Annotated in this window: 13 protein-coding genes and 3 tRNA genes; 8 read left to right on the top strand and 8 right to left on the bottom strand. The window is 57.4% G+C overall.

Going from position 1 to position 13,569, the window contains the following annotated elements; translation table 11 throughout:
• Positions 1–519: 519 nt before the first annotated feature.
• The 3 genes from ACLI4M_RS12935 (at position 520) to ACLI4M_RS12945 (ending at position 4,014) form a co-directional block, all read left to right on the top strand.
• Positions 520–1,914 (top strand): MFS transporter, encoded by a 1,395-nt coding sequence (locus ACLI4M_RS12935; RefSeq protein ID WP_048914705.1) that lies wholly within the window; start codon positions 520–522, stop codon positions 1,912–1,914.
• An 82-nt stretch (positions 1,915–1,996) separates the two neighbouring features.
• Positions 1,997–3,013: a LacI family DNA-binding transcriptional regulator gene (locus ACLI4M_RS12940; RefSeq protein ID WP_133624713.1), complete on the top strand. Its 1,017-nt coding sequence runs from the start codon at positions 1,997–1,999 to the stop codon at positions 3,011–3,013.
• A 14-nt stretch (positions 3,014–3,027) separates the two neighbouring features.
• Positions 3,028–4,014, top strand: a complete 987-nt coding sequence (locus ACLI4M_RS12945) for a nucleoside hydrolase (RefSeq protein WP_133624711.1) — start codon at positions 3,028–3,030, stop codon at positions 4,012–4,014.
• Positions 4,015–4,092: 78 nt separating this feature from the next.
• Here ACLI4M_RS12945 and ACLI4M_RS12950 read toward each other — a convergent pair whose 3' ends face one another.
• Positions 4,093–5,505, bottom strand: coding sequence for a PepSY-associated TM helix domain-containing protein (locus ACLI4M_RS12950; protein WP_133624709.1), 1,413 nt, complete (start codon positions 5,503–5,505; stop codon positions 4,093–4,095).
• Positions 5,506–5,564: 59 nt separating this feature from the next.
• Positions 5,565–5,981: a DUF2946 domain-containing protein gene (locus ACLI4M_RS12955; protein WP_133624707.1), complete on the bottom strand. Its 417-nt coding sequence runs from the start codon at positions 5,979–5,981 to the stop codon at positions 5,565–5,567.
• 231 nt (positions 5,982–6,212) lie between these two features.
• Between ACLI4M_RS12955 and ACLI4M_RS12960 the strand changes: the two genes are divergently transcribed.
• Positions 6,213–7,418, top strand: a complete 1,206-nt coding sequence (locus ACLI4M_RS12960; protein WP_133624705.1) for an MFS transporter — start codon at positions 6,213–6,215, stop codon at positions 7,416–7,418.
• Between the two features lie 136 nt (positions 7,419–7,554).
• On the opposite strand, the gene ACLI4M_RS12965 is transcribed toward ACLI4M_RS12960, so the two are convergent.
• Both ACLI4M_RS12965 and ACLI4M_RS12970 read right to left on the bottom strand, forming a co-directional pair.
• Positions 7,555–8,028 (bottom strand): YbaK/EbsC family protein, encoded by a 474-nt coding sequence (locus tag ACLI4M_RS12965; RefSeq protein ID WP_133624703.1) that lies wholly within the window; start codon positions 8,026–8,028, stop codon positions 7,555–7,557.
• A gap of 218 nt (positions 8,029–8,246) precedes the next feature.
• A complete protein-coding gene (locus ACLI4M_RS12970; RefSeq protein ID WP_133624701.1) occupies positions 8,247–9,344 on the bottom strand; it encodes a GGDEF domain-containing protein in 1,098 nt (365 codons plus the stop codon).
• A gap of 254 nt (positions 9,345–9,598) precedes the next feature.
• Here ACLI4M_RS12970 and ACLI4M_RS12975 point away from each other — a divergent pair, with 254 nt between their 5' ends.
• Positions 9,599–9,835: a DUF1435 domain-containing protein gene (locus ACLI4M_RS12975; RefSeq protein ID WP_133624699.1), complete on the top strand. Its 237-nt coding sequence runs from the start codon at positions 9,599–9,601 to the stop codon at positions 9,833–9,835.
• Positions 9,836–9,936: 101 nt separating this feature from the next.
• On the opposite strand, the gene ACLI4M_RS12980 is transcribed toward ACLI4M_RS12975, so the two are convergent.
• The 4 genes from ACLI4M_RS12980 to rsmC all read right to left on the bottom strand — a co-directional run bounded on the left by ACLI4M_RS12980 (position 9,937) and on the right by rsmC (position 11,470).
• Positions 9,937–10,023 (bottom strand) — tRNA-Leu (locus ACLI4M_RS12980).
• Positions 10,024–10,065: 42 nt separating this feature from the next.
• Positions 10,066–10,152 (bottom strand) — tRNA-Leu (locus tag ACLI4M_RS12985).
• Positions 10,153–10,185: 33 nt separating this feature from the next.
• Positions 10,186–10,272 (bottom strand) — tRNA-Leu (locus tag ACLI4M_RS12990).
• Between the two features lie 169 nt (positions 10,273–10,441).
• Entirely contained in the window at positions 10,442–11,470 is a 1,029-nt protein-coding gene (gene rsmC, locus ACLI4M_RS12995; protein WP_048914713.1) for a 16S rRNA (guanine(1207)-N(2))-methyltransferase RsmC, read from the bottom strand.
• Between the two features lie 107 nt (positions 11,471–11,577).
• Between rsmC and ACLI4M_RS13000 the strand changes: the two genes are divergently transcribed.
• The 3 genes from ACLI4M_RS13000 to yjjG are packed head-to-tail and all read left to right on the top strand — an operon-like array spanning position 11,578 to position 13,125.
• Positions 11,578–11,997: a DNA polymerase III subunit psi gene (locus ACLI4M_RS13000; RefSeq protein WP_048914714.1), complete on the top strand. Its 420-nt coding sequence runs from the start codon at positions 11,578–11,580 to the stop codon at positions 11,995–11,997.
• The gene (rimI, locus tag ACLI4M_RS13005) at positions 11,960–12,400 is read left to right on the top strand and encodes a ribosomal protein S18-alanine N-acetyltransferase (protein ID WP_048914715.1); all 441 of its coding nucleotides are present in this window, start codon (positions 11,960–11,962) and stop codon (positions 12,398–12,400) included. The genes ACLI4M_RS13000 and rimI overlap by 38 nt, the downstream gene beginning before the upstream one ends.
• 44 nt (positions 12,401–12,444) lie before the next feature.
• On the top strand, positions 12,445–13,125 hold the full coding sequence (gene yjjG / locus ACLI4M_RS13010) for a pyrimidine 5'-nucleotidase (protein ID WP_048914716.1): 681 nt from the start codon (positions 12,445–12,447) through the stop codon (positions 13,123–13,125).
• Positions 13,126–13,569: the final 444 nt, after the last annotated feature.

Genomic DNA, 13,569 nt, shown 5'->3' on the forward strand with positions numbered 1-13,569 from the left:
CTAAGACAAACGCCTCGGCATTTTTCAGACGATGTCATCAAAGCGCAACATCTAGCGGTTAAAAACGTCGGGCCAGCGCGCGGTTTAACCTCATTTGTCTTAAGTTTTGCTGCTCCATGGCGCGATAGAAAAAAATTGCATGTTTTTCACACGATTCAGCCCGTTGATTTTATTTGATTTTTTGGCAGGTCCTGGTTGTGAATGTCAAGATAATCTAATTAATCGTGCTGCGATGGCTTGATTTATCTACCCGCGTAGATACAATAGCTCCGTAGTGAAAATTCACGGTGCTTGATGGTTAGCAGTCACCTGAAGGTCAACTTAGTTTCGCGTAACTTATACGACTGGTCATTTTTAGACCGGCGGCGCAAAGCGAAGAAGCGTTCCAACACCAGGGAACCTTACACGACCTTTCGTCATGGCTTTTATATCAGCATCTTCACTGGCGAATTTTCCTCTGCGGAGGAGTGCGAACCAGGGAAGGTGACAAACTGAACTCCTCACATCAGGGAAATTTTCATGTCTACACCGCAAAACGTCGCATCGGATAGTGCAATGCCAGCCACCTCGGCGGCAGATGAACGTTTAACCACCCCCGAAGGACGCAAAGATTTCTGGCGTGCCACCTTGTCCTGCTGGCTCGGCACGGCGATGGAATATGCCGATTTCGCATTATATGGCCTTGCCGCCGGGATTATCTTTGGCGATGTCTTCTTTCCCGAAGCCACCCCCGCCATGGCACTGCTTTCCACCTTCGCGACCTGGTCTGTCGGCTTTATTGCCCGCCCGATTGGTGCGCTGTTCTTTGGCTGGCTGGGCGACCGTAAGGGTCGTAAAGTCGTCATGGTCTCCACCATCATCCTGATGGGCGCTTCCACCACTCTTATCGGTCTTATCCCCAGCTATGCTTCAATTGGCCTGTGGGCGCCTGCCTGTCTGGTGGTCCTGCGCTTTAGCCAGGGCTTTGGCGCGGGGGCGGAGCTGTCCGGCGGCACGGTGATGCTGGGCGAATATGCACCGGCGCAGCGGCGTGGGCTGGTCTCTTCGATTATTGCTCTTGGCTCCAACAGCGGTACGCTGGTGGCGTCACTGGTGTGGTTGGCGGTGGTGCAGATGGACCAGCAGTCATTGCAGGAGTGGGGCTGGCGTATTCCGTTCCTGTGCAGCTCGCTGATTGCGCTGGTGGCACTGTGGATCCGCCGCCATCTGCGAGAAACGCCGGTATTTGAACGCAAGAAAGCGGAAGTTGAAGCGCAGCGTGAGCAGCGAATCGCCGCGCAGCCGCAGGAGGCCGATACCCGCGGTTTCTGGCGCCGCAGCCGTGCCTTCCTGACCATGATTGGCCTGCGCATCGGTGAGAACGGCCCGTCGTATCTGGCCCAGGGCTTTATCATTGGTTACGTGGTGAAAGTGCTGGCGGTGGATAAGTCCGTTGCCACCACCGCCGTATTTATCGCCTCGCTGCTCGGCTTCCTGATTATCCCGCTGGCCGGCTGGCTCTCGGACCGCTTCGGTCGTCGCATTACCTATCGCTGCTTCTGTCTGCTGTTAATCCTCTACGCCTTCCCGGCTTTTATGCTGCTCGATTCGCGCGAGCCGGCGATTGTCATCGCCACCATCGTCACCGGCATGGGGCTGGCATCGCTCGGGATCTTTGGCGTGCAGGCCGCGTGGGGCGTTGAGATGTTCGGGGTAACCCACCGCTACACGAAAATGGCGACGGCGAAAGAGATTGGCTCGATTCTCTCCGGCGGCACCGCGCCGCTAGTGGCTGCGGCGCTGCTCTCCTGGACCGGGCACTGGTGGCCGATTGCGACCTATTTTGCGGTGATGGCGGGCATTGGCTTCCTGACCACCTTTGTGGCACCGGAAACCCGCGGGCGCGATCTTAATGACCCGAACGATGCGATATAAACAGGGATAACGAACTCAAAGGATGCGTGAGCCGGGAACCTGTTCCCGGCTTTGAGCTGTTTCAAACCAAAGGAAAGTGCCTGTGAGCAAACAGAACCCTCAGCGCGCAACCCGCGCCGATGTGGCGAAAGAGGCAGGAACCTCGGTGGCGGTGGTGAGCTACGTCGTCAATAACGGCCCGCGCCCGGTGGCCCCGGCCACGCGCGAGCGCGTGCTGGCGGCGATTAAAAAGATCGGATATCGCCCGAACAACGTGGCGCGAGCGCTGGCTTCCGGCACCACCAAAACCTACGGGCTGGTGGTGCCGAATATCAACAATGCGTTTATCGCCTCGCTGGCAAATGCCCTGCAGCAGGAAGCACAGGCCAATGACATGGTGATGCTGCTCGGCGACTCTGGCGATAACCGCAAGCGCGAGCTGCAGCTGATCAACAATCTGCTCGGCCAGCAGGTCAACGGCCTGATTTACACCAGCGTCGATCGCCACCCCTATATTGATGTTCTGCAGGCCAGCAATACGCCGTTTGTGATGCTGGACAGAGTCGATCCCAGCCTGCAGGTCAGCGTGCTGCGCGTTGATGAGCGCGCGGCTTCGCGCCAGGTGACGGCGCATCTGTTAAGCCACGGCTATCAGGACGTGGGGATGATCTCCGGCCCGCTGGAGATGCTTAACGCGCAGGATCGTCTGCAGGGCTGGCGCGAAGCGCTGGCTGAACAGGGCGTGGCGCAGCGCGAAGAGTGGGTTTTCGCCGCGCCTTACACCCGCAGCGGCGGCTATCAGGCGGCACAGCAGATGCTGCAGGGCGCCACTCGTCCACGCGCGCTGTTCACCGCCAACGAAGCGCAGGCGATTGGCTGCATTCGTGCGCTCTCCGAGCAGGGTATCCGCGTCCCGCACGATATTGCGCTGGTCTGTTTTAACGGCACCGAGCAATCCGCCTTTCATGTTCCTTCGCTGACCACGGTACGTCAGCCGGTGCAGGAGATGGCAAAAACCGCGATTAAGATGCTCGCGGCATGGAAAGGAGAGACCACGCTGCGTGAGTTTTCTCACCAGCTGGAAATTGGCGAGTCCTGTGGCTGCAAGCTGGCCCGATAATAAGAAACCGATAAATGAAACGATTAATTATTGATTGCGATCCGGGGAATGGTATTGCAGGCGCCAACGTCGATGACGGGCTGGCTATCGCGCTGGCGATGGCCGCGGCAGAGATCTCGCTGGAGCTGATCACCATCGTGGCGGGCAACACGCCCAGCGATGTCGGATACAGCGTGGCGAAAGATCTGATGGCGCGCACCGGGCAAGCGGTGCCGGTGATCAAAGGGGCGGATGCCGCGCTATGTGAACCCGCCGCCGCCTGGCGTGAAGCGCTGGATACGCGGGTGCACACCAGCCAGCTGGCACATCTGTGGCGCGGCGTGCGTCAGCCGCAGCCCTGTTCACCGCCGCCGCAGGAAGCTGCCGATGCGATGGGGCAGCTGATTTGCGCCAACCCGGGCAAAATTACCCTGGTGGCGATCGGCCCGCTGACCAATGTGGCGCTGGCGCTGGAGCGTTACCCGGAGATGGCCGATGCGGTGCAGGAGATCGCCATTATGGGCGGGGTGTTTGCGCTGGACGACTTTATCAAAGACACCAACTTTGGCATCGACCCGGAAGCGGCGCACAAGGTGCTGAGCAGCGGGGCAAACATCACCCTGGTGCCGATGGATGTCACCAGCCAGACGCTGATGACCCATCAGGATCTGAATCGCATCGCCAAAATCGATACGGTGCTGGCGCGCTTTGTCACCGAGACGCTGCGCCCGTGGATTGACTATTCCATCCATACCCGTCATCTGCCGGGCTGCTGGATCCACGATGCGCTGGTGGTGGCGTGGCTGCTCAATCAGCAGGTGGCGACCGCCGCTGACTATTTTGTCGATGTCGAGCTGCGGCCGGGCATGACGCGCGGGAAATCCTGGCGTTTCCGCCAGCCGCTGCGGGTGGATGTGGGTATCGGTCAGCCGCAGGGTGGGTTAGTCCACGTACTGCAGACGGTGGATAACCAGCGCCTGCTGGGGATGCTGGAGCGTTATCTGGCGCAGCCGTTGGGTTAAATCCCGGGTCGGGCATGCCCGACCCCTACTCTGATACGGCGTAGGGGCGGCGGCATGCCCCGCCCGGAATTGACTGATCTAATGCGTTTTTTGCCAGCGCCACATATCTATCGCCAGCAGCACCAGCAGGCTGGCGCCCATCACCGGCAAGCTCACCGCCGCAACCGCCACGATCACCAGCAGCAGAAAACGGGCGCTGATTGAAAGCGGGCGCCAGCAGCCGAGCAGGGTATCCAGCGGGGCAACCTTGCCACCCGCCGGGCGGCGCAGCCACCACATGCGGTAGCCGATGACGATCATCACGCACAGCCCAAGGCCAAACAGCGCCAGCACCAGCTGATTCGCTAACCCGAACAGCACCCCCATATGCGCATCCACGCCCCAGCGCGTCAGCTTCGCCAGCAGGCCAAACTGGGCGAATTCCACCTTATCAATCACTTGATTATTCTGCGGATTGACCGCTACGCTGTCGACCTGGGTTGGCCAGCGGCGGTCGATCTCATTCACCGTCCAGGCCTTATCGGCCTGGTAAGCGGGACGGATCTCAAGCTTCGCCGCATCAATCCCGGCTGCCCGCGCCGCGCTGAGCACGCGATCAAACTGTGCGGGATGGATCGCCACTTGCGCGGCATCGTGCGCCATCATCATATGGCCCTGATGCTCGGCGTGTTCATCCATCGGCATCGCTATCGCAGGTTCGGGATGCAGGGCGGTATTGACCTGAGGTGTTAACCAGCCAAAATGGCTGCGCAATTGGGCGATATTCTCTCCGGCCCAGCGCGACCACGTCAGCCCGGTGGCGGAGAAAAATACCAGACCAAGCAGCAGCGCCAGCCCCAGCGTGGTGTGCCAGTGACGCTGCCCGGCCAGGCGCTGCGCACGGGTTGGCTGCGCACCGGCTTTTCGGCGCGGCGCGCGGCGGGTAGCCCACAGCAGAGCACCGCCCAGCGCGGCTATCCACAGCCAGCTGGCGGCCAGTTCGCTGTAGTTGCGGCCGACCTCGCCCAGCAGCAGGCTGCGGTGCAGATAGTCAAGCCAGGTGCGCAGCGGCAGGATACCGCTGGTGCCGTAGGCGGTCAGTGAGCCGCGCACTTCCAGCGTTTTCGGGTCGATAAATATCGCCTGGCTCTCCGACGGGCCGAGGCCGGCGCGGGAAAACATCACCCGCGTGGTTTCACCCTCGTGCGGGGCCGGGCGCACCGCCATAATTCTCGCGCCAGGGCCGTAAAACTCGCTGGCGCGCGCTACCTGGGCAGACAGCGGCCGATCCGCACCGCTGGAGGCGGTAAACAGCTGCTGATGATACAGCGCCTTTTCCAGCTGCGGGGTCAGCACATACAGCGTGCCGGTCAGCGCGGCGATAAAGATAAACGGGGCGATAAACAGCCCGATATAGAAATGCAGGCGACGCAGCAGCGGCAGCACGCTGCTGCGGCTCTGGCTGGCGTGCAGGGTGATAGGTTTCAGTTGTTCTGACATAGTCTCTTCCATCCGCCTGATAAACAGGCATCCATCAGGGCCTGCGCGCGGGCAGGCAATAAATGACGTGATTACAGGAAAGCGACGGCCTGCGGCGGGGCGCGAGGGTGGAAATAGCGGGGCACAATGCGTGCGGCAACCGACTGCACCAGCGGCAGCTGGGGCGGTTTGGCCGCCTGAAGTGCCGACCACAGCAGCGGCAGCACCAGCATGTCGAGCGGCAGGTGCGCCAGCAGCACGCAGTAGCCGCAGGCGCTGTCATCCATCATTGACAGCGGATGGTGGTCCGGCATCGGGTGGTCCATCGCTGGCATCCCGGCCATCTCCATCTCCATACCCATCGCATGATGCATCATCATGCTGTCACCGCCGCGCCGATCCGCCAGTGATTTGGAAATCACCGGAGCAACAAACAGCAGCAGTATCGCCAGCAGGCCAAGCCAGGCAGCAAGCCGACTGCGGGTATAAGAAAATTCGCATAGAGACATGCGCGGATTGTACGTGAATTGGCTGCCGGGAGGGAAAACATTGTTGCTCAGAGTAAGGCGATTTAAGTTGAAACACGGTTAGTGGGCTAATGATTACATGGGTAATAGAATGAAACGCGCGCTTACAGCCTGAATCTAAGCCTGACAAAAGGCCGCCCGGAAACACCTGTATTACATGTTATAAACAAAAGGTTAACACTCCTCTCGCCCTATAAGACAGGATCTGACCCTATGTTTAACTGGACTTCGACCCAGCGCAACGTGGCGTTTGCCAGCTTTGCCAGCTGGACGCTGGACGCGTTTGACTTCTTTATTCTGGTCTTCGTGTTGAGCGATATTGCCGCAAACTTTAATACTAAAATTTCCGAGGTTTCGCTGGCGATTATGCTGACGCTGGCGGTGCGACCGATTGGCGCGCTGCTGTTTGGCCGCCTGGCAGAGAAATTTGGCCGCCGCCCGATCCTGATGGTGAATATCATCACCTTCACCATTTTCGAACTGCTGTCGGCCTGGTCGCCGACGCTGGAGTGGTTCCTGGTGTTCCGCGTGATTTACGGCGTGGCGATGGGCGGAGTGTGGGGCGTGGCCTCCTCGCTGGCGATGGAAACCATTCCTGACCGTTCACGCGGGCTGATGTCGGGCGTATTCCAGGCGGGCTATCCGTGCGGTTACCTGCTGGCGTCGGTGATCTTCGGCCTGTGCTACAGCCTGGTCGGCTGGCGCGGCATGTTCCTGATTGGCGCACTGCCGATCCTGCTGCTGCCGTTTATCTATTTCAAAGTGCCGGAGTCGCCGGTGTGGCTGGCGGCACGCGAGCGCAAAGAGAGCAGCGCGCTGATGCCGGTATTGAAAAGCCACTGGAAGCTGTGTGTCTATCTGGTGCTGCTGATGGCCTGCTTTAACTTCTTCAGCCACGGCACGCAGGATCTCTACCCAACCTTCCTTAAGGTACAGCACGGCTTAGAGCCGCACGTCATCAGCATCATTGCCATTTGCTACAACATCGCCGCCATGCTGGGCGGCGTCTTCTTTGGTTCGCTGTCGGAGAAGATCGGGCGTAAAAAGGCGATGATGATTGCCGCGTTCCTTGCGCTGCCGGTGCTGCCGCTGTGGGCTTTCTCCAGCGGCTCCTGGGCTGTGGGCATCGGTGCATTCCTGATGCAGTTTATGGTGCAAGGAGCCTGGGGCGTGGTGCCGACCTATCTCACCGAGCTGGTGCCGGCCAATGCGCGTGCGGTGCTGCCGGGTTTTGTCTACCAGCTGGGGAATCTGATTGCCTCGGTCAATGCCACGCTGCAGTCAAAAATCGCGGAGGCGCACGGCAACAATTACGGTCTGGCGATGGCGATTGTGGCGGGCACCGTCGCGGTGCTGATCTGCGTGATTGTCGCCTTCGGGCGCGAAACGCGCGGCGTCAAAATCTCCGGGGAACCTTAAATAAAGTAGGGGCGAGGCATGCCTCGCCCTGGGTCAGGCATGCCTGACCCCTACGGTTTCATCGGCGGTTGGCGCATATCCAAATCTCCGGGTAGGGGCGAGGCATGTCTCGCCCTGGGTCAGGCATGCCTGACCCCTACGGATTCATCGGTGGTTGGCACACATCCACCCATTCGGCGTCGGTGAGCTGCGCCATATAGTCGGGGGTAATGCGCACTGCGCTATGGATAGCGCCTGCGGCAGGCAGCACCTCGTCAAAATCCTTTAGCGACACATCACAATAGACGGTCAGCGGATGCTCCAGCCCGAACGGGCAGACGCCGCCGACCGGATGCCCGGTCCAGGTGACCACTTCATCGGTACTCAGCATGCGCGCCTTGCTGCCCAGCGCCTCTTTCAGCTTACGGTTGTCTAGCCGCGCATCGCCACGGGTGACGATCAGCACCACGCGGTCTTTCACCTTCAGCGACAGGGTTTTGGCGATCTGTCCTGGGGTGACCCGGTGGGCTTTCGCCGCCAGATCGACGGTGGCAGTGCTTTCCGCCAGTTCGATGATGCTGATTTCGGGGGCGCGTTCGGCAAAAAACTGCCTGACAGATTCCAGACTCATGCTGTTCTCCTGAATTTTTAGCCGATAAAATTGCCATATTGTTAGCAATCTGTAAACGGCAAAAAATTCGCGCAGGATGAAAAAACAGCGGTGCTAATTACACTGTTCTCGATTTAATTTGGCTTAATATCTTATTCGGCGTGGGCAATAAAGCGTTTGTATTAAGTAAAGGAGAAGTTTTGAAAATGAATGAGCCTGTTATCCAGGCTCATTCATTTTTACAGCGCGTCGGCGGGCTGAGTCAGTGGTTTTTTAATCAAATCCTGATGGCTGAGGATAGTATTACGGCCCTGGTTTTTTGCCAGATATAATGCCCTATCTGCATTAGCCAGCGCAGTGTCAAAATCTTCTTCAATCAGTGGCGCAATTCCGGCGCTGACGGTGACGTGTGTTGCGACCCGATCGTTAAAGTGATGAGGAATATCCAGGTCGAGCACGTACTGGCGGATGCGCTCGGCCAGCTTCAGGGCAATCGACTCATTCACGTTGGTCAGCAGCACCAAAAACTCTTCGCCGCCGTAGCGGCTGACGATATCGCGCGAGCGCACGGCATCACGGATCGCCACTGATACCCGCGCCAGCGCCTGGTCACCCATCGCATGGCCGTAATTGTCGTTATAGGCTTTGAAATGGTCGATATCCAGCAGCAGCACAAAGTGGCTGCCAGCGTGATTCTCCAGAATATTTTCCAGGCGGTTTTTCAGCCCGCGCCGGTTATACAGCCCGGTCAGCGGGTCAAGCATGCTGAGATCGCTGTAGGTCTCTTTCTCTTCATACAGCTGGCTCACTAACCGCCGGGTAAAGTGGTCGCGGCGGCGCTGCATCAGGTGGTGCAGGGTGAAGCCAATCAGCGGCAGCGTAATCGTGAACAGTATTAGCAGCGTGTTTTGCCCCTGATCGAGCATCAGCACCGCCACGGAGGCCGGGGCGGTATGCAGGCAAAAGGCCAGCAGGTGATCTCCCAGCGCAATGGCGCTGATAAAGAACACGCTGACCAGCGCCATCATCAGATAGCTGTCGTCAAAATAAAACGCCTGATTATACTTAACCACAATTTGCCACGCCCAAAGTATTCCGGTAATCAGCGCCGCAATATTTAATAGCGGAAATTTCCCTAAAGGCTTTAACAACATCCATATCAGTAAGGTGACGCTCATTATTACTATCGCGAGGGAGGGCTTGGTTACCATTGACGCGGCATAGCCATTCACGCGCAGCATGCAGAATGAAGCGGTAGCTGTGTTTAAAAATAGAAATAGCATCAGCGATAGCCGACGCTTGCTGTGCAGCAATTCATCGTAGCTTTGTATTTTCATTATGAATACTCATGACTGCCCTGAAATATCAAAACGCTATCATTGCGTGATGGCCGATATCCCAACCTGGAATAGTTTTGAGTTGTTATTATAAGAATTATCTTAATAGTGTTCGCTGCCAATCTACCACTTTAAGCTGGAACTGTCATCTGCGGGGTCAAAGTTTCAACAATGTTGCTGCAAAATGATAAGAACTATCATATGCTATTGGTAATCATTATCATTTGTAAGCGTGTGGATTAGGGGGAAGCTGGATGATAGGTAAAAGACTGGATAGCGGCTGGGGGATCCTGCTGCCGTGCGCCATGATGCCACTGGTGGCGATGATGGAGCTGTCGTTCAGTGAATGGCGCGTGCTGATGGTGGCGGCGTTCCTCGCAACCCTGGTGATGCTGTTTCATAAACGGCTGCGTCACTACATGCTGCTGCCATCGTGCATAGCACTGGCGGGCGGCGTTGCGGCGATTTTGGTGAATTTTACGTCAGGGTGATGAACGGATAAAACAGGGATGAACAGACAATAACAGGGAGTGTTGATATCAGAGAGAAAACGGATGGAATAAGGTGGGAGTCACTACTGAGGGATTCAACATGGTGCGAAGAGAGGGACTTGAACCCTCACGTCCGTTAAGACACTAACACCTGAAGCTAGCGCGTCTACCAATTCCGCCACCTTCGCGTCCTGTTGAACTATCGTACTGCTTATTCATATCACCGCAAATGGTGCGAAGAGAGGGACTTGAACCCTCACGTCCGTTAAGACACTAACACCTGAAGCTAGCGCGTCTACCAATTCCGCCACCTTCGCGCAGATGCTGCGTAATATGAACAACGTGGTTTTTGGTGCGAAGAGAGGGACTTGAACCCTCACGTCCGTTAAGACACTAACACCTGAAGCTAGCGCGTCTACCAATTCCGCCACCTTCGCATACCCGCAACATAACAACGTTATATCGCAACCACGGAGGCGCATTCTAGAGATTTTACCAGGGACGTCAACAGTTATTTCTTATTGTTGAAACAACAGCCTGGAAAAACAGCGCTGCCGTAACGTTTGAAGCGGGTCGGGCATGCCCGACCCTACGGATTGCGGCGTACTATTTCTTTGGTGGGCGGCCTTTAACGGCGCGGTACACTTTGAAACGGCCATTCTGTAGCAGCACTTCGTGGCTGCCGAAGGTTTCGTCCAGCACCTGCGGATAAGGCAGGAAGGCGTTGGCGACAATGCGCAGCTCACCGCCGGTGTTCAGGTGGGTGATGGCCCCGCGGATCAGCGTCTGTGCCGCATCCAGGCTGGTCTGCACGCCATCGTGGAATGGCGGGTTAGAGATGATCATATCGAAGCGGCCGGGGATGTCGGAGTAAACATTACTGGCGAACACTTCGCCTTCCAGCTGGTTGGCTGCCAGCGTGGCTTTACTGGCTTCAATCGCCGCCGCGTTGACATCGGTCAGCGTCAGGCGCACTTTTGGCGAGAAGCTGGCGATCATCGCGGAGAGCACCCCGGCGCCGCAGCCCATATCCAGCACTTTGCCTTTCATATGCGGTTTGAGGGTGGAGAGCAGCAGCTGGCTACCGATGTCCAGACCGTCGCGGCTGAACACCCCCGGCAGGGTTTTCACCGTCAGGTCGCCCAGCGGGTATTCGTCCCAGAAGGTATCGACGTCGAACGCTGGCTGTTTCTCCAGCTGGCCGTGATACAGACCGCAGCGGCGCGCGCTGTCGATTTTCTCAAGTGAACACCAGCCTTCCAGCATCTGCTCGGCGCTGCGCACGCCGCTGCGGTTTTCACCGATGACGAAAACATCGCTACCCACCGGCAGCAGGGCCAGCAGGTTTTGCAGCTGGAACTGCGCTTCCGGCTTGTTCTTCGGCCAGTAGTACACCAGCGTATTGCAGTCGGCGACCATGTCGGCCGTGGCGACGAGGCCATAATGGGCATTTTCTCCCAGGGCGCGGCTGAGGATCTGCCAGTGATGATACTGCTGGGTATGTACCCGGCTGAGCGCGGTATCCAGTTGGGCGGGCAGGTCATCCTGCAGGTCGCCAGCAAACAGCACGCGGCGTTCAGTAAATTCATCACTGTGGCGCAGTATCACTTCACTGGCCGGGGTAAATGCGGACATCGATGGCTCCTTTAATTTCAGAGCGGGGATTATAGTCGTTTGTTGGCTCTTAATCATCGGGTTTGCTAGCATAGGCGCGCAAACGGGCGACCAGACAGGAAAAAAAGATGTCTTCCAGACGTGACTGGTTATTACAGCAAATGGGCATAACGCAGTATACGCTGCGGCGTCCGCGCGCCCTGCAGGGGGAGATTGCGGTGACGTTACCCGCTGAAACTCGCCTGGTGATTGTGGCGGATACCCCGCCCGTCCTGCAGGATCCGCTGGTGGCGGACGTGCTGCGCGCTCTTAACCTGCAGGCACCGCAGGTGCAATTACTCACTCCCGACCAGCTGGCGATGTTGCCGGATGACGCCCGCTGTAACAGCTGGCGTTTAGGGCTGGACGCCCCGGTGGCCTTAGCCGGAACTCAAATCGCTTCGCCAGTGCTGGCGGAGCTTTATCACAATGCCGACGCCAAACGGGCGCTCTGGCTGCAAATTTGCCAACATGAATCAGATTTCTTTACTCACCACGCAAGACCTTGAGCCGGCGTTTGCCATTGAGCAGCGTAGCCACGCTTTCCCCTGGACAGAAAAGACACTCGCCAGCAATCAGGGCGAGCGCTATCTGAATTTTGCCCTGCGCGTCGACGGCGTGCTGGCAGCCTTCGCCATTACGCAGGTGGTGCTGGATGAAGCGACGCTGTTTAACCTGGCGGTAGACCCGGCCTTTCAGCGCCGTGGCCTCGGGCGGGAGCTGTTACGTCATCTGATCGGCGAGCTGGAGCAGCGCGGGGTGATGACGCTGTGGCTGGAAGTGCGCGCCTCAAACGCTGCTGCTATCGCGCTCTATGAGCAGCTGGATTTCAACGAGGTCTCGATCCGCCGTAACTATTATCCAACCAGAGACGGTAAAGAAGACGCGATCATGATGGCCCTCACGATATAAATGACACATTACGCCTGACCTTCAGGTAAGTAAGGAATGCTCCAATGCTACAAAACCGTGACTGGATTCTTTTTGACGCTGACGAAACGCTGTTCCACTTTGATGCGTTCGCCGGCTTGCAGCGTCTGTTTCAGCAGTACGATGTGCAGTTCAACAAGGCGGACTACGACGACTACCAGGCGATCAACAAGCCGCTGTGGGTCGACTACCAGAACGGCGCTATCAGCGCACTGCAGCTGCAGCAGCGTCGATTCGAAGGCTGGGCCAGCAGGCTGAACGTCACCGCGCACCATCTTAACAGCGGTTTCCTGACGGCGATGGCCGAGATCTGCACGCCGCTGCCGGGTGCCGTTGAGTTACTCAACGCGCTGAAGGGGAGGGTGAAGATGGGGATTATCACCAACGGCTTTACCGCACTGCAGCAGGCGCGTCTGGAGCGTACCGGCTTCCTCGGCTACTTCGATCTGCTGGTGATCTCCGAACAGGTCGGCCACGCCAAACCGCACCCGGCAATCTTTGATTATGCTCTGAACCAGATGGGCAACCCGCCGCGCGAGCGCGTGCTGATGGTGGGTGACAACCCGGATTCCGATATTCTTGGTGGCATCAACGCCGGCATGGCGACCTGCTGGCTGAATGCCGATGGCCGCAGCCTGCCGGAAGGCATTGCGCCGACCTGGCAGGTGACTTCTCTGAACGAACTACAACGTCTGCTGGGTCTTTAACCCCCCGGCTGCCTGCGGCTGATTGTCCTGATTGGCCGCGGGTGATGTCCCTATTTGCCCCTTCTCTGCCCCCTCGAGGGCGAAATTCTCTCCATTTTTGAGACACTTATAGCCAGTGAACGCCCATCCTTAAATTTGTCTTAACCAGCCAAATTAGAGCTTTCTGCTGCCTTCGTAGTGGTTATTACTCTCATTTACTGCCTTGTGGCACAGAACCAGGATTTAAGTCTGATACCCCAATCTCATTGTGGCCGGGCGCTAACTGCGTCTCATTTAGTACCGGCATAAACAGTTTTTTTAAAAATTTTTTGTTTCGGGTATTTCACAATTTTGCACGTCAATTACGCGATTTGATAAATAATCAATAAGAATTTCTAGGATTAATCCTAAGCAACTTCTGAAATTGAGTGATATTTGTCTTAACATTGATAGTTAAGCAAACCT

The organism is Erwinia sp. LJJL01, assembly GCF_047300805.2.
Taxonomy (GTDB): domain Bacteria; phylum Pseudomonadota; class Gammaproteobacteria; order Enterobacterales; family Enterobacteriaceae; genus Erwinia; species Erwinia aphidicola.